Origin of the sequence: Burkholderia sp. HI4860, assembly GCF_002223045.2 — a bacterium.
Lineage (GTDB): Bacteria > Pseudomonadota > Gammaproteobacteria > Burkholderiales > Burkholderiaceae > Burkholderia.
This window is the reverse complement of the sequence record NZ_NKFO02000003.1, coordinates 1,923,385-1,940,703: the sequence shown is the minus strand read 5'-3', so window position 1 is coordinate 1,940,703 and position 17,319 is coordinate 1,923,385. Positions and strand designations below refer to the sequence as shown.

Here is a 17,319-nt window from a genome sequence, read left to right as displayed (position 1 = left end):
AGGTGATCGTGAACCCGCGTTTTTCACTTTAGAAGACCGGCAAGCGATAGCAAGCACATTTGTTGTGCGACCGCAATAGCGGCGGATTGTCGCACCCCCGTGCGCAGCCTGTTTTTCGCCCTCTGCGCAAACATGACGACGCGCACCACCCGACGAACAGGCCCGCGCCGCCGGGCGGAAAGCGTTACTCAGCAAGACTTTCATCAAAGTTACAATGCGGCGATTGAACGGTTTGGATAATCCATTTCGCTATCCGGATCATTTTGATGCGCCGCACATAAAGTCATCCGAAACGATTCGACTTTACCGCAACGCGGAATCGCATTTACCTGATACAAGAAAAATGCCAGGTATAAGCGAATCCGTATTTATCCGTAGTCCTCCGCATGGTTTCAGCGCCCGCGAAGCCCCGCCGCAAGCGCCTTTCGCCAGCGCGTTTACCCTGCCTTATTCTGGGTAGCTTGCTGGCGCTCGAAATAATCGCGCTGAAAAATGCACATGCGATAAGCGTTGTGATACGCGCCGTTTCCGAAAAATTCTTCCTTCAATTCCGCCTCGTGCTGGAATCCGCATTTCTCGTACACGTGAATCGCCGCCGCATTCGACGTATCGACGATCAGGTACAGCTTGCGCATGTTCAGCACCTTGAACGCGTACTCGATCGCAAGGCGCGTCGCCTGGCCCGCATAGCCGCGCCCCTGGCGTTGCGGCGCGATGATGATCTGGAACTCGCCGCGTCGATGGATGTAGTCGAGCTCGATCAACTCGACGAGGCCGACCAGTTCGTCTTGCGCATCGACCGCGACGAAACGGCGCTCGCGCTGGTCGTGCACGTGGCGGTCGTACAGTTGCGACAGTTCCGAGAAGGTTTCGTACGGCTCCTCGAACCAGTAGCGCATGATCTTCGCGTCGTTGTTCAGCTCGTGGACGAAGCGCAGGTCCTGGCGCTCCAGCGGCCGCAGCGCGAGCGTGTTGGTATCGTTCTGGAGTTGCATGTTCATGTCCTTTTTTGATGCCGGCGCACGTACGGCAAGGCCGCATCCGGGCCTGTTTCGCACAGTAAGAAATTGAACGCGGGCGACGTTCAGAGCCTAGAATGGGAGCAAGGGTTCCTGCCACCGCAAGGAGGCTATCGTGTTCGAGCAAGTGATACTCGGAATATTCCTCGTGCTGCCGCTCGTGATCGTCGCAGCGCTGTTTTCCGACGAACTTTGGCAGGAACATCGGCGCCAGCATCCGCGCGACGAAAACGCACCGCACATCGACTGGAAGCATCCGTGGCGCCGCGTGCGACGCGGGCATTGAGTCGATGGCCGTTCATCCGCGAGGCGTGCCGGCCTGGCCGCCTTGGCACGCGAACGCGTGACGCACCCTGTTAAGCCCCCGAATTTCGCCTCGATCCGATTCCCACTTGATCCGCTCACTCCGCGAGACGCCGCCGTGAACGACCAGCCCGCCCACCCTCCGCACGACATTCCCAGCGAAACGATCGACCTGCAGATCGCCGACGTGCTGGCAGCCGTCCGCTACCCGGCCAACAAGGATGCGATCGTCGATGCCGCGCGCGACGCCGGCGCCAGCAACGAAGTGCTCGCGATGCTCGACGGCCTGCCCGAACAGGACTACGCGGACGTCAACGCCGTCACGCAGTGGGTCGCCGGCAACTTCGGCCCCGGCCTCGGGGTTTGAGCGCGCACCCATAACGCGATAGGATCAGGCCGCATCGGTCGCGCAGCGGCCGGCTGCCTGTCGCCCGGCGCAAGACCGGGTGTTTCCGCCTACGTGCCCGGGGAATTCCATGGAAGGCATCCTGATCCAGCACACGACACGCCGTCAGCTCTGGTTCGGCGCACTGACGGCGCTCGTCATCGTGCTCGCGCTCGGGATCGCCGCGCCGCACGCGAACGTCGAGTTGCCGGCCGTCGAGCCGTTCATGCCGATGTGCGCGCTCACCGTGTTCACCACCGCGAGCATCGCGGCGTTCTTTCTCGGCGCGCAGTTCACCGTGACGCGCCAGCCGGTGCTCGGCGCGCTCGGCGGCGCCTACGCGTTTACCGCGCTCGCCGTCGCATTGCAGCTGCTCACCTTTCCCGGCGTGTTCGCGCCGCACGGGTTATTCGGCGCGCAACCGCAAAGCGCCGCGTGGATGTGGATCTTCTGGCATGCCGGCTTCCCGGGATTCGTGATGGTCGCGCTGCTCACACGCGAGCGGCTGGCGCGCGCCCCGATCGGCGCGCAGCAGACACGCTGGTGGACGGTCGTGCTGATCGGCGGCCCGGCGGTCGTCGCCGGGCTGCTGTGCCTGTTCGCGCTGAACGTGTCGCTGCCGCCCGCGTTTCATGCGCCGGGCGACGCGGCCGTGCTGCCCGTCAACACCGTCGCGCTGATCGTGTGGCTGCTCAATGCGCTGGCGCTCGTGGCCGTGCTGGCCACCGGCCGGCTGCGTACGACGCTCGACCTGTGGCTCGCGATCGCGGTGCTCGCGTGCCTCACCGACACGACGCTGAACCTGATGAGCACCCATCGCTTCACGGTCGGCTGGTATCTCGCGCGCGTGTTCAGCATGTTCACGCCGGGCGTGCTCGTATGCGTGCTCGCATGGGAAGTGACGATGCTGTACCAGCGGCTGTTCGAGGCGCACGCGACGCTGATCCGTTCGTCCGCGCGCGACGGCCTGACGGGCGCATTCAACCGCATGCACTTCAACGATCATTTCCACACGCTGTTCCTGCAGGCGCGACGGCAAGGCGAACCGCTGTCGCTGCTGATGGTCGACGTCGATCGCTTCAAGGCGTACAACGACGCGTTCGGCCACGTGAAGGGCGACGCGTGCCTGATCGCGGTCGCGAATGCGCTCGCCGGCGCGGTGCGTCGGCCGGCGGATATGGTCGCGCGTTACGGTGGCGAGGAGTTCGCGATCGTGCTGCCGAACACGGGCGCGCGCGGTGCGCGGCTGGTCGCCGAGGAAGCGCGCGAAGCGGTACTGCGGCTCGATCTCGCGATGCCGACCGCACCCGCCGGACGCGTGAGCGTGAGCGTCGGCTGCGCGACGGTGTCGCCCGACGATCTGTCGACACCCGATGCGTTGATCGAAGCCGCCGATGCCGCGCTATATCGTGCGAAGGATACGGGGCGAAACAGGGTCGTCACCGCCTGAAAACGTCTGCGGTTTCAGGGATTCTTCGGGGATTTGTTACGGTCATTGTGACCGGAATAATCCGCCGTTACGGATTGCGAAGCAGGGAAACGATCGCTTACAGCCGGTGTCGCGGGCGCTCGCTATGCTGGGTTTCATATTGAACCCATGCAGGTGAACGCGATGAAGAAGACCCTTTTGCTGATTGCCGGCGTCGCCGTGCTGTTGAGCGGCTGTATCGTTGTGCCGGATGGTGGCGGGTATTACGGGGATGGGTATTACCACCATCATCGTCATTGGGATTGATGTGGGTGAGGGTCCGGATGGGGCGATCGGCATGCGAGCCCATGCAGAGTCGATGATCCGGATCGCACCGCCATCAGGCCAACGTGGTCAGCTCGGCATACCAGCAGCTACATTCATCTAGCACGCTGTCGATGCCTTTGCATCGACCGTCGCCTAATCGGCGGCCCATCCCTTTAGCGCGACCTGTTTGCGACGCATAGGCGCCCAACGTTACCTGCTAGGGAAGCCGCGCCATCATCCGGTCAAGGAAAGTCGGCGGCAAACTGATTTCGCCAAATGTTTCGCCGAACTCCAGCCCTTGGGGGTACATCAATGCCTCCTTGGCCCAATGAAGATCAACGGGTGTGCGAGACCCGTCCCGATACGTTCGCTCGGCGACGAGGCACTCGCCCTCCCTGTCGTAAAGCCTGAGAACAATCGTATCTCCAAAATAGCAGTATCGTGCCCAATAGCCTCCGTATGGGGAACGCTCGATTTTTTGCGTGCGTGAATCGCAATTCGCACGCAGCTGTACGTCTTTCCAGCAGCTCCAGCCAAACCCGAGGACAGTGACGACCACAGCCGAAACGAATGCGCGCCGACCGAAAATCCAAATCTCATTTCCAATAACATTAGCCCAACCTCTTGAGCCAGATAAGAAAGCGTTCAGCAACCGCACCATCGAAGCGAGCACGATAACGGGCAATATTATCGTCAGTAGACCCAGCATTAACCACATGCCCGACACATTAATGTTCATATTCATGCGAATCGAAGCCTGATGGGTTCCTGCAACGTTACATAGTGGCAATCTGAACGAATAATGAAATCACCACCCCGATGATGATGCTGCCGCACTTGCGAAATGAGTTACTCCGGACCAAGTAATAGATATTTCCCACGACTCGCCTATCATCGACCGCAACGGGATGCTCTACCTTTGGAGTACCCGCTCCGCCGACCACCGTTGACGCCGGCACAATAACAGCTAACGCTCGGCCCGCCACCTTGCCAAGAAAAATGAAAAATCGCAACTCCTTTGAAAATTAGCGTACCTATCGACGGTCTCACGATCCCCATGCGCCCGGACGGCCAAGAAAGCCCCAAGAATATTTAGACCTAACCCCAGTCACGTTAACAACCATTTCGAACTAGTCCGATTGATCTTGCCGGCGTGATCACGCTAGCGTAACAGGCATCGCGCATACCGCCCAACATGACCGGATCCGAAAATAGAAATGCCATCGAACAATGAAAAAATTCCCTATTTCACGATAAATAAAATACTTTGGAAGTGGAAACTCCATGACGGCGCGGATGGATGCAAGATTGTTCCAAACTTCTCGTTATCCATGGATAAACCTGCGCCACCGCTTCCGGTGCAACCAAAATCGATCGCAACTAAACCCAAACACTCCTCTGCCACACCCAAGCGAGACACGCTTGATAAAATGGTTGATGACTTGGAAAGAGCCGGCAAGGCGTTGGCGCGCTTTCAAACTTGGCTAAATGCCTCTCCCGCTCCCAAACCCGCCATCGTGAAACTAAAAAAGGGCGATTCCGTACCAGCGTTCGATATTCAAGAGATTCCCGCAGCAATGCGAAAGATATATCTCCCCACATCTGCCAAACTTATGGAGCGATGGTTCTCTGGAAAATTGAATTACTCACGAACCTCTTCGGATGAGTCATCAGAAATTAATCAAGATGGATCACCATATCCACCCGACATGTACGACATGTCCACCGTCAAATTGGATTGGATTCTGCGCTTTCCTCGAGCGAAGCGGCAATTCGACCACCTCATTAATGAAATGATTCGCTCACCAAAATCCAGAACCGAGCTTTATAAACTACTGATCCCGCACAAAGACTGCGCAGCGAGACTCTATACCGACGACATATGCGACAACGATATTCGCGATTTGCACCGAAGGTTCCAATTTCAATACTCAAAAGTAGACAGCACATTTGGGCAGAAAATTGAAACTCAACTAGATGCGCAACTTCGCAACAATGGCGTGCCTGACGACCTATCCGGAGCGCTCGGATCTTTCAATATCTATGCAGCGCTCGGAAGTGCGCGTTTCTCGTGGAACGTGGATTCACGCAGAACGATAGCTGAAGTGACCGGAGTATGGGTGTACGTGAAAGACAACTATACATTCACCGACAAATCTGGTGAACGATCCCAATACTTAGGGCATTGGAGTAGCGACGGCGTCATCATTGTTCCATATAGTGCAATCGCCGCATTTTCGAACTCCGAGCACATCCCATATGTCAAATACGCCGTCGCGAGAGGCGATTCATTCATCAAGGGGAATGTCTACTATCCGGTAGAAAATATCGATTTTAGAAAATGGTCTGAGATACACGGCAGAGGTGGCGACTTTATCATCTATTCTGACAAAAAATTCATCCCAATCTCCCCTCCCATAGAAATTTCACTATAATCAAATTCAATAATAAATCATGAAGATTTCTTTGAGACTTACTTACACAGTGCTCACCATGGCACTGATTGGCATCTTTGCCTTTGATCGAACTCCTCGAGGGGAGGTGTGCAGATCGTCAACATCTCCAGATGGGATGTACCTTGCAGACCTGTGCCTATTAGCTTGGGTTCCGGGTGGAGATTCGCGATATGTTGGTCGCGTATATAGCGCACAAACCGGGAGGTTAATGGCCCAGCATACATTCAGCACACCGATTCCCGAAATTTCCTGGAATAGTTATAGCGAGGCCTACGTGTCCTTTTCAAAAGGTGATGGCGGAGACGATTCTGTATATATATCGCTGCCACCATCGTTGGTCGATCGGATGCTAGCGGCCCGCCCACATCTGTAAAGCCACAGTGTCGATCTGACTGGCAGTCATCTCGCGGATGCAGGCACGTTCTATTGCCGGGAGATGGCTGTGCCATTCCCGGCCTGCAATCCTTTTCGCTTCTATTTCCCAATACAAAACCTGCTGAAAATCACCCCCAGCAGGTCATCCGAAGTGAACTCCCCGGTAATCGCATTGAGCTGCTCCTGTGCGAGCCGCAGCTCCTCGGCAAACAGATCGAGCGACTGCGCCCTCTGCTCCGCATGATCCGCCGCCTGGGCCAAATGCTCCTGCGCGGCCCGCAATGCGATCAGATGCCGCTCGCGCGCAAGATAAACGCCCTCAGCCCCCGCCTGCCACCCTGCAATCCGCAGCAGCTCCGCACGCAGCATGTCGATCCCGTCGCCGCGCTTCGCAGACAGATGCACCTCGGTCAGATCGCCCTCCGCCGCCGGATGCTCCACACACGCCGCCACACCGGTCAGATCCGTCTTGTTCAGCACGCGCACGACTGGCACGCCGCCCGGAAACCGCGCGGCGATCACTTCGTCATCCGCCGTCATCCCGGTGCGCGAATCCAGCAGATGCAGCACGACATCCGCCCGCTCGATCTCGCTCCACGTGCGTGCGATACCGATCCGCTCGACCTCGTCCTCGGTCTCGCGCAACCCGGCCGTATCGATGATGTGCAGCGGAATCCCTTCGACCTGGATCGTCTGCGCGACCTTGTCGCGCGTCGTGCCCGCGATCGGCGTGACGATCGCCAGCTCCGCGCCGGCCAGCGCATTCAGCAACGACGACTTGCCGACGTTCGGCTGCCCCGCCAGCACAACCGACAGCCCTTCGCGCAACAACGCCCCTTGCCGCGCGTCGCCCAGCACGTGCGCGAGCTGCGCGCGGATCTTCGCGAGCTTGCCGCGCGCGTCGGCCGCCTCCAGGAAATCGATCTCTTCTTCCGGAAAATCGAGCGTCGCCTCGACCAGCATCCGCAGCGTGATCACGTCGTCGACGAGCGCATGGATCTGCCGCGAGAACGCGCCGTCGAGCGAACGCCCGGCCGAACGCGCGGCGGCTTCGGTGCTCGCCTCGATCAGGTCGGCGACGGCCTCGGCCTGCGCGAGATCGAGCTTGTCGTTCAGGAACGCGCGCCGCGTGAATTCGCCGGGCTCCGCGAGCCGCAGCCCGAAACCGCGCCCCGCATCCAGGCAACGCTGCAGCAGCAACTGCATCACGATCGGCCCGCCGTGCCCCTGCAGCTCGAGCACGTGCTCGCCGGTGTACGAATGCGGCGCCGGGAAATACAGCGCGATCCCGCGGTCGAGCGGCGCGCCGTGCTCGTCGAGGAACGGCACGTAGCTCGCGTGGCGCGGGGCGAGCTTCTGCCCGCACAGCGCGTCGATCAGCGGCAACGCGGCCGCCTCGCCGCCGCGCCCGAACGACACGCGGACGACCCCGATGCCACCCCGGCCGGCAGCAGTGGCAATGGCGACGATCGGATCGGAATCGGTAGCGAGCATGGGAATCGGATAAGTGGATGAATCGGGTGATCAGTGAATATGGTGCGCCCGCGCAACACTTCGGGCATCGGAACGCCGGCATTGTAGCGTGCCGACACACCCGTCACCGGCCGCCGCGCAGGATTCGGACACGCTCGAATTTATCCCGCCGGGGATAAGCCAGGTATCAGCCAGTCGCCATGTCGCAGCCACCATTTCGGACGAGTATGCCTGCTGTAGCGGCCTAACGCTGCGGCCCTTAATTCCAGCACCCACCTCAATCAAGACCGGGATTCGTCTGAACGAGTTATGTTTATCCTGAATGGTTGTCTGGGACACGACGGTGGAATTGCACAATCTCCCCATGCCGACATCCGAAGAAAAAGCCGCGTTCTCGGAACGCCTGAAATTCGCCCTGCGGCGCAGCCCGGAGAAGGTCACCGGTGCGACGGAGCTGGCGAACCGATTCAATCTGCGCCACCGCGGAGCGCAGCCCGTTTCGCCGCAAACCGCGCACAAATGGCTGACGGGCCGCACGATCCCGACGTCGGACAAACTCGTCACGCTCGCCGAATGGCTGCGCGTCGAAGTCCACTGGCTGCATTACGGCCCGTCGCCGAGCGTGATCGAACACCCGACGCCGCAACCGCTGCCACGCGACGAGCGCTATCCGCCGACGCCCGAGACGATCGAACTCGCATCGAAGATCGAAGCGTTGTCGCCGCATCATCGCTACCTCGTGCAGGAACTGGTCGAGCAGTTCTACGGCGACTCGGGTGAAGCGAAGAAGGGCTAACCCCGCACCGGATCCGCAAAAAGCAAAAAAGCCGCATGGGCGAACCATGCGGCTTTTTTTCGTGCATCGCGGGGCGAACGCGCCGCCCCGCGTGTGCAACGGGCGTCAGGCCGGTTTCTTCTTGGCCCCGCCGAGCTTGCGCGTGATGTAGTACTGCTGCGCGATCGACAGTACGTTGTTCACGACGTAGTACAGCACGAGGCCGGCCGGGAAGAAGAAGAACATCACCGAGAACGCGATCGGCATGAACTTCATCATCTTTGCCTGGACCGGGTCCGGCGGCGTCGGGTTCAGGCTCGTCTGCACGTACATCGAGACAGCCATCAGCACCGGCAGGATGAAGAACGGATCGCGCTGCGACAGGTCGTGAATCCACAGCACCCACGGCGCGCCGCGCATTTCGACCGACGCGAGCAGCACCCAGTACAGCGAGATGAACACCGGGATCTGGATCACGACCGGCAGGCAGCCGCCGAACGGATTGACCTTCTCGGTCTTGTACAGCTCCATCAGCGCGGCGTTCATCTTCTGCGGATCGCTCTTGAAGCGTTCGCGCAGCGCCTGCATGCGCGGCGTGATTTCCTTCATGCGCGCCATCGACTTGTAGCTCGCCGCCGACAGCGGGAAGAACACGGCCTTGATCAGGATCGTCAGCAGCACGATCGACCAGCCCCAGTTGCCGACGTAGCTGTGGATCTTCTCGAGCAGCCAGAACAGCGGCTTCGCGATGATCGTCACCCAGCCGTAGTCCTTCACGAGTTCCAGGCCCGGCGCGATGCCTTCGAGCATGCGCTCTTCTTCCGGACCGGCGAACAGGCGCGCCTGCACGTCGGCCGACTGGCCCGGCGCAATCGCGGCGACCGGCTGCTTCACGCCGACGCGGTACAGCGTCGGATCGATCTTTTCAGCGTAGATGTCGCGCTTCACGCCCTGCTGCGGAATCCAGGCCGACGCGAAGTAGTGCTGCACCATCGCGACCCAACCGTTGTCGGCGGAGGTCACGTAGTCGGCCTTGTTCTTGTCGAGGTCGCTGAAGTTGATCTTCTGGAAGTGCTTCGCATCCGTATAGACCGCCGGCCCGAGGAACGTGTGCGAGAACATCGGCGTTTCGACGGCCGTGTTGTCGCGCACCAGTTCCATGTAGACCGTCGGCGTGACCGGTGCCGTGCCGACGTTGTCGATCTTGGTGTCGACGCCGATCACATAGCTGCCGCGCGTGAACGTGTAGGTCTTCACGACCTTCACGCCGCCCTTCACCGGCGATTCGAACGACAGCTTCAGCGCGTTCTGGTCACCCGTCAGCGACGTCGAGCCCGGGTTCAGCTGCGTGTAGACGTCGTTGTGGTTCGGGAAATCGCCGCCGAGCAGGCCCGAGCGTGCGAGATACGTGTGGCCGGCCGTGTGGTCGAACAGCGTGATGTACAGGTCGGGCTGCTTGCCGTCGCCCTGCTTCTTCAGCGTCAGCTTCGCGAGCGTGCCGCCGCGCGTGTCGATTTCGCCGTCATACACGTCGGTCGAGAACTTCACGAGCTGCGCCTGGGCGGCCGGTGCCGTCGTCGACGGTGCGGCGCCGGCTGCGGCGGCAGGCACTTCACCTGCGGTCGTCGTCGCGCCCGTGCCCGATGCACCGCCGGCAGCGGCCGCGGGGGCCGTCTGCGTAGCGCTCGGGAAGAACATCGACGGGCGTCCATGGTCCCGCTGCCAGTTGTCGTACAGCATGACAGCTGACATGAAGAAGATCACCCATAGGACGGTGCGTTTGATATCCATGCGTTGTCTCAGAGTCGATGGGACCGCGCGTCGGCTTCGCCGCGAGCGCGAGTGTCGGAGTTGGGCGGCGGGACGAGGTCGATGCCGCCCGCGGAAAACGGATGGCATCGGCACACGCGCCTGACGGCGAGATACGTGCCGCGCGCGGCGCCATGATACTGGATTGCCTCGCGCGCGTAATCCGAACAGGAAGGATAAAAACGGCAACGGTTGCCGAGCATCGGGCTCACGGCAACCTTGTAGAAGCGCAGCAAGGCGATCAATACCGTTTCCATACCTTGGGCGACGCCGTTCGGCGCCGCGTCAAAACCGGCCGGGCAGGCGCGAACGCCGCTCCGGGCACGGATGCGTCACTCGGACGCGGGCTTCGACGCACGGCGGGCGATCTCCCGGACTGCCCTGTCGAGCAGTTCGCGAATCTCGGCCGCGCACATCGCCGCGAGCGGGGCGGAAGCCGCGCTCGGCAGCGCTTTCTTGTCGAAGCGCGTGTGCTGCCGCAGCAGCAGGTCGTAACCGGCGAATTCGGCCCGGCGCAGGCGAAACTGATCGCGCGCCAGCCGCTTCACGAGGTTACGTGTTACTGCACGCGGCGCATACTTCTTGCCGACGACGAGCCCCAGACGCGCGGGCTGACCGGTCGGCTTGCCGTAAATCACGAAGTGCGCGGAGCGCCGCCAGGGGCGCAAACGAAAAACGGATGAAAATTCATCCGTTTTCAGAAGTCGCGCAGCTTTCGGGAAGGCGGCTTTCGTCTGCGACGGATTCGCACCCGGCTCGACGGCACCTTCCGCAGGACTGCGGACGGCGGACACAGCGCGCAACCTGCCTTAGATGGCGAGGCGCTTGCGGCCCTTCGCGCGGCGAGCGTTGATGACCTTGCGGCCACCTGCCGTCTTCATGCGGACACGGAAGCCATGGGTGCGCTTGCGGCGCGTCACGGACGGTTGGTAAGTACGTTTCATGATGTTCTCACTTGTTCGAGAATGTCGAAATTCAGGGGACCGCGTGCCCTTAACCGGAGGCATTCGGGCGAACGCAATCGCCGGGAATACAGGATTGGTTTTCGCGGAACCCGCTATTTAAACCGTTTTTCCGTTGACGGTCAATACTTTAGGAGTCGATCGCCTGTGCCCGCCCCGAGCGATCCGGCCCCGCGCCCCACACAACCGGCCTGTGGATAACTCGCTCTGTGGCCGCGTTTGGCGGTAGAATCTCGCCTTATCTCCAAGAATCCCGCACGCCGCTTCGGCTCGCGCCTGCCCCTCCAACACTGTGACGCAGGCGTCCGAGGCACGCTCGCACGACCGCTTCGGGCCTTGTTGCGCTACCGCGACAAGGGCGCCGGCGAGCCGCGCTGTGCACGCAAAAAACGACAGTTACTTGATGAACGATTTCTGGCAACACTGTTCCGCACTGCTGGAGCGCGAGCTGACGCCCCAGCAGTACGTGACGTGGATCAAACCCTTGGCCCCGGTGGCCTTCGATGCGTCGGCGAACACGCTGTCCATCGCCGCGCCGAACCGCTTCAAGCTGGACTGGGTCAAGAGCCAGTTTTCGGGACGGATCAGCGATCTGGCCCGCGAATTCTGGAACACGCCGATCGAAGTCCAGTTCGTCCTCGATCCCAAGGCAGGCATGCGCAGCGCCGCCGCCGGCGCAGCACCGGCCGCCCCGCGCGCGCCGCTGGCCCCGACCGGCCCCGCCGCAACGGTGGCCGCGATCGCCGCCAACCTGACTGCAAATGCTTCGGCCGCGCCCGCCGCGCCGGCCGACGTGCCGATGACGCCGTCGGCCGCCGCCGCGCATCACCTGAACGCCGACGACGCCGACATCGACCTGCCGAGCCTGCCCGCGCACGAAGCGGCGGCTGGCCGCCGCACGTGGCGCCCGGGCCCCGGCGCCGCGCCGGCCAACGGCGGCGAAGCCGATTCGATGTACGAGCGCTCGAAGCTGAACCCCGTGCTCACGTTCGACAACTTCGTGACCGGTAAGGCGAACCAGCTCGCGCGCGCCGCCGCGATCCAGGTCGCGGACAACCCTGGCATCTCGTACAACCCGCTGTTCCTGTACGGCGGCGTCGGCCTCGGCAAGACCCACCTGATCCATGCGATCGGCAACCAGCTGCTGCTCGACAAGGCCGGCGCACGGATCCGCTACATCCACGCCGAACAATACGTGTCGGATGTGGTGAAGGCGTACCAGCGCAAGGCGTTCGACGACTTCAAGCGCTACTACCACTCGCTCGACCTGCTGCTGATCGACGATATTCAGTTCTTCTCCGGCAAGTCGCGCACGCAAGAGGAATTCTTCTACGCGTTCGAGGCGCTGGTCGCGAACAAGGCGCAGGTGATCATCACCAGCGACACGTATCCGAAGGAGATTTCGGGGATCGACGATCGCCTGATCTCGCGCTTCGACTCGGGCCTCACCGTCGCGATCGAGCCGCCCGAGCTGGAAATGCGCGTCGCGATCCTGATGCGTAAGGCGCAGTCGGAAGGCGTGAACCTGTCGGAAGACGTCGCGTTCTTCGTCGCGAAGCACCTGCGCTCGAACGTGCGCGAACTCGAAGGCGCGCTGCGCAAGATCCTCGCGTATTCGAAGTTCCACGGCCGCGAGATCTCGATCGAGCTGACCAAGGAAGCGCTGAAGGACCTGCTGACCGTGCAGAACCGGCAGATTTCGGTCGAGAACATCCAGAAGACCGTCGCCGACTTCTACAACATCAAGGTCGCGGACATGTACTCGAAGAAGCGCCCCGCGAACATCGCGCGGCCGCGGCAGATCGCGATGTATCTCGCGAAGGAACTCACGCAGAAGAGCCTGCCGGAAATCGGCGAGCTGTTCGGCGGGCGCGATCACACCACCGTGCTGCACGCGGTGCGCAAGATCGCCGACGAACGCAGCAAGGACGCGCAGCTCAACCACGAGCTGCACGTGCTGGAACAGACGCTGAAGGGCTGAGCGCGCGGCGCGCTTGATAATTCGGCCTCCGCCCCAATTTAAGGGGGGCGGTTCGGTTTTGAGGCACAATACTGGTTTGACCGCCCCGGTGGTGGCGGGCCAAGAGCCCGGCCGGCGGGGCGCTGCGAGGCTGCTGCGCTGCAGGCCGTTACTCAACGAAGGAACTCTATGCAACTGGTCAAGACCGAACGAGACACCCTCCTCAGGCCGCTGCAAACGGTCAGCGGCATCGTCGAACGCCGCCATACGTTGCCGATCCTCGCCAACCTGCTGATCACCAAGAACGGCTCGGACGTTTCGTTCCTGTCGACCGACCTGGAACTGCAGATCACCACGCGCGCCGATTTCGGCGTCGGCGGCGACCAGGTCGCGACCACCGTCGCCGCGCGCAAGCTGCTCGACATCCTGCGCGCGATGCCTGACGGCCAGGTCACGCTGTCGCTCGCCGACAAGCGCCTCACCGTTCAATCCGGCAAGAGCCGTTTCGCACTCCAGACGCTGGCGGCCGACGAGTTCCCGACCGTCGCGCAGGCGAAGGATTTCGGCGCCACGCTGACCGTCCCGCAGAAGTCGTTCCGCCAGTTGCTCGGCATGGTGCACTTCGCGATGGCGCAGCAGGACATCCGCTACTACCTGAACGGCATGCTGCTCGTCGTCGACGGCGACCAGCTGATGGCCGTGGCCACCGACGGCCACCGCCTCGCGTTCTCGTCGATGAAGCTCGAAGGCGGCACGTTCGGCCGCCAGGAAGTCATCGTGCCGCGCAAGACGATTCTCGAGCTGCAACGCCTGCTCGAAGACATCGACGACACCGTCACCATCGACATCGCGCAAACCCAGGCCAAGTTCACGTTCGGCCAGGTCGAGCTCGTGTCGAAACTCGTCGAGGGCAAGTTCCCCGACTTCCAGCGCGTGATCCCGAAGGCGCACAAGAACACGTTCGAGATCGGCCGTGAAGAGCTGCAGCGTTCGCTGCAACGCGCGGCGATCCTGACCTCGGACAAGTTCAAGGGCGTGCGCTGCATCATCGCGCCGGGCCAGCTGAAGATCATGTCGACCAACGCCGATCAGGAAGAGGCGCAGGAAGAACTGGAAATCGCCTACCAGGGCGATACCGTCGACATCGGCTTCAACGTCACGTATCTGCTCGACGTGCTCGCGAACCTGAAGGTCGACACCGTGCAGGTGAGCCTCGGCGACGCCAGCTCGAGCGCGCTGATTACCGTGCCCGAGAACGACGAGTTCAAGTATGTCGTGATGCCGATGCGCATCTGACGCGCGCGACATCACGACACACACCAGGGGGCGGCAAGCCCCTTTGGCGTTTTTATGGCGAACCGACAACCCGTCCTTTCGGTGCCTGACCGGCACCGTGGACGAGCCAGGAAACTGGAGCGGCCCGGCGATTTCTCTCGCTGAAACGCACCGCGCCGCCACTAGAGTGGCCTCGCAGAACCGGAAGATATCCATGAGTGAACAGCACAATTCGCAACCCGATAACAGCAGCTACGGCGCCTCGTCGATCCAGATCCTCGAAGGCCTGGAAGCGGTGCGCAAGCGCCCCGGGATGTACATCGGCGACACGTCGGACGGCACCGGTCTGCACCACCTCGTGTTCGAGGTGCTCGACAACTCGATCGACGAAGCGCTGGCCGGGTACTGCAACGACATCCACGTGACGATTCACGCCGACAACTCGATTTCCGTGACCGACAACGGCCGCGGGATTCCGACCGACGTGAAGATGAACGACAAGCACGAGCCGAAGCGCAGCGCCGCGGAAATCGTAATGACCGAGCTGCATGCCGGCGGCAAGTTCGACCAGAACAGCTACAAGGTGTCCGGCGGCCTGCACGGCGTGGGTGTGTCGTGCGTGAACGCGCTGTCGAGCTGGCTGCGCCTCACGGTGCGCCGCGACGGCAAGAAGCGGTTCATGGAGTTCCATCGCGGCGTCGCGCAGGATCGCGTGCTCGAGGTGGTCGATGGCGTCGAAGTGTCGCCGATGCTCGTGACCGGTGACACCGAGAACCGCGGCACCGAAGTGCACTTCATGGCCGATCCGACGATTTTCGGTACGGTCGAGTATCACTACGACATCCTCGCGAAGCGGATGCGCGAGCTTTCGTTCCTGAACAACGGTGTGCGGATTCGCCTCACCGACCTGCGTTCGGGCAAGGAAGACGATTTCGCGTTCGCCGGCGGTGTGAAGGGCTTCGTCGAGTACATCAACAAGACGAAGACCAACCTGCACCCGACCGTTTTCTTCGCCAACGGCGAGAAGGATGGCGTGGGCGTCGAAGTCGCGATGCAGTGGAACGACAGCTACAACGAAAACGTGCTGTGCTTCACGAACAACATTCCGCAGCGGGATGGCGGCACGCACTTGACCGGCCTGCGCGCTGCGATGACGCGCGTCATCAACAAGTACATCACCGACAACGAAATCGCGAAGAAGGCGAAGGTCGAGACGACCGGCGACGACATGCGCGAAGGGTTGTCGTGCGTGCTGTCCGTGAAGGTGCCGGAGCCGAAGTTCAGCTCGCAGACGAAGGACAAGCTGGTTTCTTCCGAGGTTCGTGCGCCGGTTGAAGAAGTTGTGGCGAAGGCGCTCGAAGAGTTCCTGCTGGAAACGCCGATCGACGCGAAGATCATCTGCGGGAAGATCGTCGAGGCTGCTCGTGCGCGTGATGCGGCGCGGAAAGCGCGTGAGATGACGCGACGCAAGGGCGTGCTCGACGGCGTCGGCCTGCCCGGCAAGCTCGCGGACTGCCAGGAGAAAGACCCGGCGAAGTGCGAAATCTATATCGTCGAGGGTGACTCGGCAGGTGGGTCGGCCAAGCAAGGCCGGGATCGCAAGTTCCAGGCGATCCTGCCGCTGCGCGGCAAGGTGCTGAACGTCGAGAAGGCGCGCTACGACAAGCTGCTGTCGTCGGAGCAGATCGTCACGCTCGTGACCGCGCTCGGCTGCGGGATCGGCAAGGAAGACTACAACCTCGACAAGCTGCGCTATCACCGCATCATCATCATGACCGACGCGGACGTCGACGGTGCGCACATCCGGACGCTGCTGCTCACGTTCCTCTATCGCCAGATGCCGGACATGATCGAGCGCGGGTACGTGTATATCGCACAGCCGCCGCTTTACAAGATCAAGGCGGGCAAGGACGAGCGGTATCTGAAGGATGACGTGGAGCTCAACGCGCATATGCTGCGGTTGGCGCTGCAAGGGTCGGAGCTGGTGCCGGGTGAGAACGCGGCGGCGATTTCGGGCGATGCGCTTGGGGAGCTGGCGCGGTCGTATCTGCTTTCGCAGAGCGTGATCGAGCGGTTGAGCCGGTTGTATGACCCGGCCGCGCTGGAAGCGGTCATGGACGGGGTGGTGATCGATCTTTCCAACGAAGAGTCGACCGAGGCTTCGGCTAAGGCGCTGCACGCTGCGTTGCATGATGAAGCGCTGAAGAACGAAGTGCGGGTTGTGCCTTCGTATGATCCGGTTCGGGAACAGCGAGCGCTGCATGTCGAGCGGACGCATCACGGCAACGTGCGGGTTTCGGTTATCGACCAGGAATTCCAGCACACGGCGGATTATCAGCAGCTCGTGACCACCGCGAATACGTTCAAGGGGCTTATTGGGGAAGGTGCGGTCATCAAGCGCGGCGAGCGCAGCATGGCCGTGGCGGACTTCAAGAGCGCGATGAAGTGGCTGCTGGCGGATGCTGAACGCAACGTCTCCAAACAACGCTATAAGGGGCTCGGCGAGATGAACCCCGAGCAGCTGTGGGAAACGACGATGGATCCGGCAGTGCGGCGTCTGCTGCGTGTGCAGATCGAGGATGCGATTGCTGCGGATGGGATCTTTACTACCCTCATGGGGGATGATGTCGAGCCGCGGCGGGCGTTTATCGAGTCGAACGCGTTGCGGGCGGGGAATATTGACGTCTAACTCATGCCGTAGATAGCAACCGAAAAGCAGACCCATAAGTTGAAAGCTTATGGGTCTTTTTTTACTTTTTCGTCGGGCGTGATGTTGCACACGACAGACATTT

The 17,319-nt window shown here is 61.5% G+C and carries 16 protein-coding genes; 9 read left to right on the top strand and 7 right to left on the bottom strand.

The annotated features are described in order from the left end of the window. Positions 1 to 437 precede the first annotated feature (437 nt). Entirely contained in the window at positions 438 to 995 is a 558-nt protein-coding gene (speG, locus tag CFB34_RS24250) for a spermidine N1-acetyltransferase (RefSeq protein WP_089426678.1), read from the bottom strand. 139 nt (positions 996 to 1,134) lie between these two features. Here speG and CFB34_RS24245 point away from each other — a divergent pair, with 139 nt between their 5' ends. From CFB34_RS24245 to CFB34_RS39080, 4 genes are all read left to right on the top strand, one after another. After that, complete coding sequence (locus tag CFB34_RS24245) at positions 1,135 to 1,305, top strand: hypothetical protein (RefSeq protein ID WP_039364617.1); 171 nt, start codon at positions 1,135 to 1,137, stop codon at positions 1,303 to 1,305. A gap of 135 nt (positions 1,306 to 1,440) precedes the next feature. Beyond that, entirely contained in the window at positions 1,441 to 1,689 is a 249-nt protein-coding gene (locus tag CFB34_RS24240) for a DUF2795 domain-containing protein (RefSeq protein ID WP_089441302.1), read from the top strand. Between the two features lie 109 nt (positions 1,690 to 1,798). After that, positions 1,799 to 3,157, top strand: a complete 1,359-nt coding sequence (locus tag CFB34_RS24235) for a sensor domain-containing diguanylate cyclase (RefSeq protein ID WP_089441303.1) — start codon at positions 1,799 to 1,801, stop codon at positions 3,155 to 3,157. Positions 3,158 to 3,319: 162 nt separating this feature from the next. Next, on the top strand, positions 3,320 to 3,442 hold the full coding sequence (locus tag CFB34_RS39080; protein ID WP_256976788.1) for a hypothetical protein: 123 nt from the start codon (positions 3,320 to 3,322) through the stop codon (positions 3,440 to 3,442). 217 nt (positions 3,443 to 3,659) lie between these two features. Here CFB34_RS39080 and CFB34_RS24230 read toward each other — a convergent pair whose 3' ends face one another. Next, positions 3,660 to 4,187: a hypothetical protein gene (locus CFB34_RS24230; RefSeq protein WP_143329475.1), complete on the bottom strand. Its 528-nt coding sequence runs from the start codon at positions 4,185 to 4,187 to the stop codon at positions 3,660 to 3,662. A gap of 472 nt (positions 4,188 to 4,659) precedes the next feature. Here CFB34_RS24230 and CFB34_RS24225 point away from each other — a divergent pair, with 472 nt between their 5' ends. Next, a complete protein-coding gene (locus tag CFB34_RS24225; protein ID WP_089441304.1) occupies positions 4,660 to 5,877 on the top strand; it encodes a DUF6402 family protein in 1,218 nt (405 codons plus the stop codon). 495 nt (positions 5,878 to 6,372) lie between these two features. Here CFB34_RS24225 and mnmE read toward each other — a convergent pair whose 3' ends face one another. Next, positions 6,373 to 7,767, bottom strand: coding sequence for a tRNA uridine-5-carboxymethylaminomethyl(34) synthesis GTPase MnmE (gene mnmE / locus CFB34_RS24220; RefSeq protein ID WP_089441305.1), 1,395 nt, complete (start codon positions 7,765 to 7,767; stop codon positions 6,373 to 6,375). A 343-nt stretch (positions 7,768 to 8,110) separates the two neighbouring features. Between mnmE and CFB34_RS24215 the strand changes: the two genes are divergently transcribed. Next, positions 8,111 to 8,542 (top strand): transcriptional regulator, encoded by a 432-nt coding sequence (locus tag CFB34_RS24215; protein WP_089426622.1) that lies wholly within the window; start codon positions 8,111 to 8,113, stop codon positions 8,540 to 8,542. Between the two features lie 105 nt (positions 8,543 to 8,647). On the opposite strand, the gene yidC is transcribed toward CFB34_RS24215, so the two are convergent. The 4 genes from yidC to rpmH form a co-directional block, all read right to left on the bottom strand. Beyond that, positions 8,648 to 10,312 (bottom strand): membrane protein insertase YidC, encoded by a 1,665-nt coding sequence (gene yidC / locus CFB34_RS24210; RefSeq protein WP_047852381.1) that lies wholly within the window; start codon positions 10,310 to 10,312, stop codon positions 8,648 to 8,650. Positions 10,313 to 10,320: 8 nt separating this feature from the next. Then, positions 10,321 to 10,587 (bottom strand): membrane protein insertion efficiency factor YidD, encoded by a 267-nt coding sequence (yidD, locus tag CFB34_RS24205; RefSeq protein WP_006750110.1) that lies wholly within the window; start codon positions 10,585 to 10,587, stop codon positions 10,321 to 10,323. A gap of 75 nt (positions 10,588 to 10,662) precedes the next feature. Further along, a complete protein-coding gene (gene rnpA, locus CFB34_RS24200; protein WP_039364627.1) occupies positions 10,663 to 11,124 on the bottom strand; it encodes a ribonuclease P protein component in 462 nt (153 codons plus the stop codon). 15 nt (positions 11,125 to 11,139) lie between these two features. Further along, positions 11,140 to 11,274 carry a 50S ribosomal protein L34 gene (rpmH, locus tag CFB34_RS24195; protein ID WP_004198824.1) on the bottom strand — a complete coding sequence of 45 codons (135 nt, stop codon included), beginning with the start codon at positions 11,272 to 11,274 and terminating at the stop codon, positions 11,140 to 11,142. A 421-nt stretch (positions 11,275 to 11,695) separates the two neighbouring features. Here rpmH and dnaA point away from each other — a divergent pair, with 421 nt between their 5' ends. From dnaA to gyrB, 3 genes are all read left to right on the top strand, one after another. Further along, positions 11,696 to 13,273, top strand: a complete 1,578-nt coding sequence (dnaA, locus tag CFB34_RS24190) for a chromosomal replication initiator protein DnaA (RefSeq protein ID WP_089460201.1) — start codon at positions 11,696 to 11,698, stop codon at positions 13,271 to 13,273. 168 nt (positions 13,274 to 13,441) lie between these two features. Next, entirely contained in the window at positions 13,442 to 14,548 is a 1,107-nt protein-coding gene (gene dnaN, locus CFB34_RS24185; RefSeq protein WP_039364632.1) for a DNA polymerase III subunit beta, read from the top strand. A 193-nt stretch (positions 14,549 to 14,741) separates the two neighbouring features. Then, positions 14,742 to 17,216: a DNA topoisomerase (ATP-hydrolyzing) subunit B gene (gene gyrB / locus CFB34_RS24180; protein WP_039364634.1), complete on the top strand. Its 2,475-nt coding sequence runs from the start codon at positions 14,742 to 14,744 to the stop codon at positions 17,214 to 17,216. The last annotated feature ends 103 nt before the right edge of the window (positions 17,217 to 17,319 follow it).

Coding starts and splice junctions, on each gene's coding strand:
- speG (WP_089426678.1), bottom strand. CDS start 995: ATGCAACTCCAGAACGATACCAACACGCTCGCGCTGCGGCCGCTGGAG.
- CFB34_RS24235 (WP_089441303.1), top strand. CDS start 1,799: ATGGAAGGCATCCTGATCCAGCACACGACACGCCGTCAGCTCTGGTTC.
- CFB34_RS39080 (WP_256976788.1), top strand. CDS start 3,320: ATGAAGAAGACCCTTTTGCTGATTGCCGGCGTCGCCGTGCTGTTGAGC.
- CFB34_RS24230 (WP_143329475.1), bottom strand. CDS start 4,187: ATGAATATGAACATTAATGTGTCGGGCATGTGGTTAATGCTGGGTCTA.
- CFB34_RS24225 (WP_089441304.1), top strand. CDS start 4,660: ATGCCATCGAACAATGAAAAAATTCCCTATTTCACGATAAATAAAATA.
- mnmE (WP_089441305.1), bottom strand. CDS start 7,767: ATGCTCGCTACCGATTCCGATCCGATCGTCGCCATTGCCACTGCTGCC.
- CFB34_RS24215 (WP_089426622.1), top strand. CDS start 8,111: ATGCCGACATCCGAAGAAAAAGCCGCGTTCTCGGAACGCCTGAAATTC.
- yidC (WP_047852381.1), bottom strand. CDS start 10,312: ATGGATATCAAACGCACCGTCCTATGGGTGATCTTCTTCATGTCAGCT.
- yidD (WP_006750110.1), bottom strand. CDS start 10,587: ATGGAAACGGTATTGATCGCCTTGCTGCGCTTCTACAAGGTTGCCGTG.
- rpmH (WP_004198824.1), bottom strand. CDS start 11,274: ATGAAACGTACTTACCAACCGTCCGTGACGCGCCGCAAGCGCACCCAT.
- dnaA (WP_089460201.1), top strand. CDS start 11,696: ATGAACGATTTCTGGCAACACTGTTCCGCACTGCTGGAGCGCGAGCTG.
- dnaN (WP_039364632.1), top strand. CDS start 13,442: ATGCAACTGGTCAAGACCGAACGAGACACCCTCCTCAGGCCGCTGCAA.
- gyrB (WP_039364634.1), top strand. CDS start 14,742: ATGAGTGAACAGCACAATTCGCAACCCGATAACAGCAGCTACGGCGCC.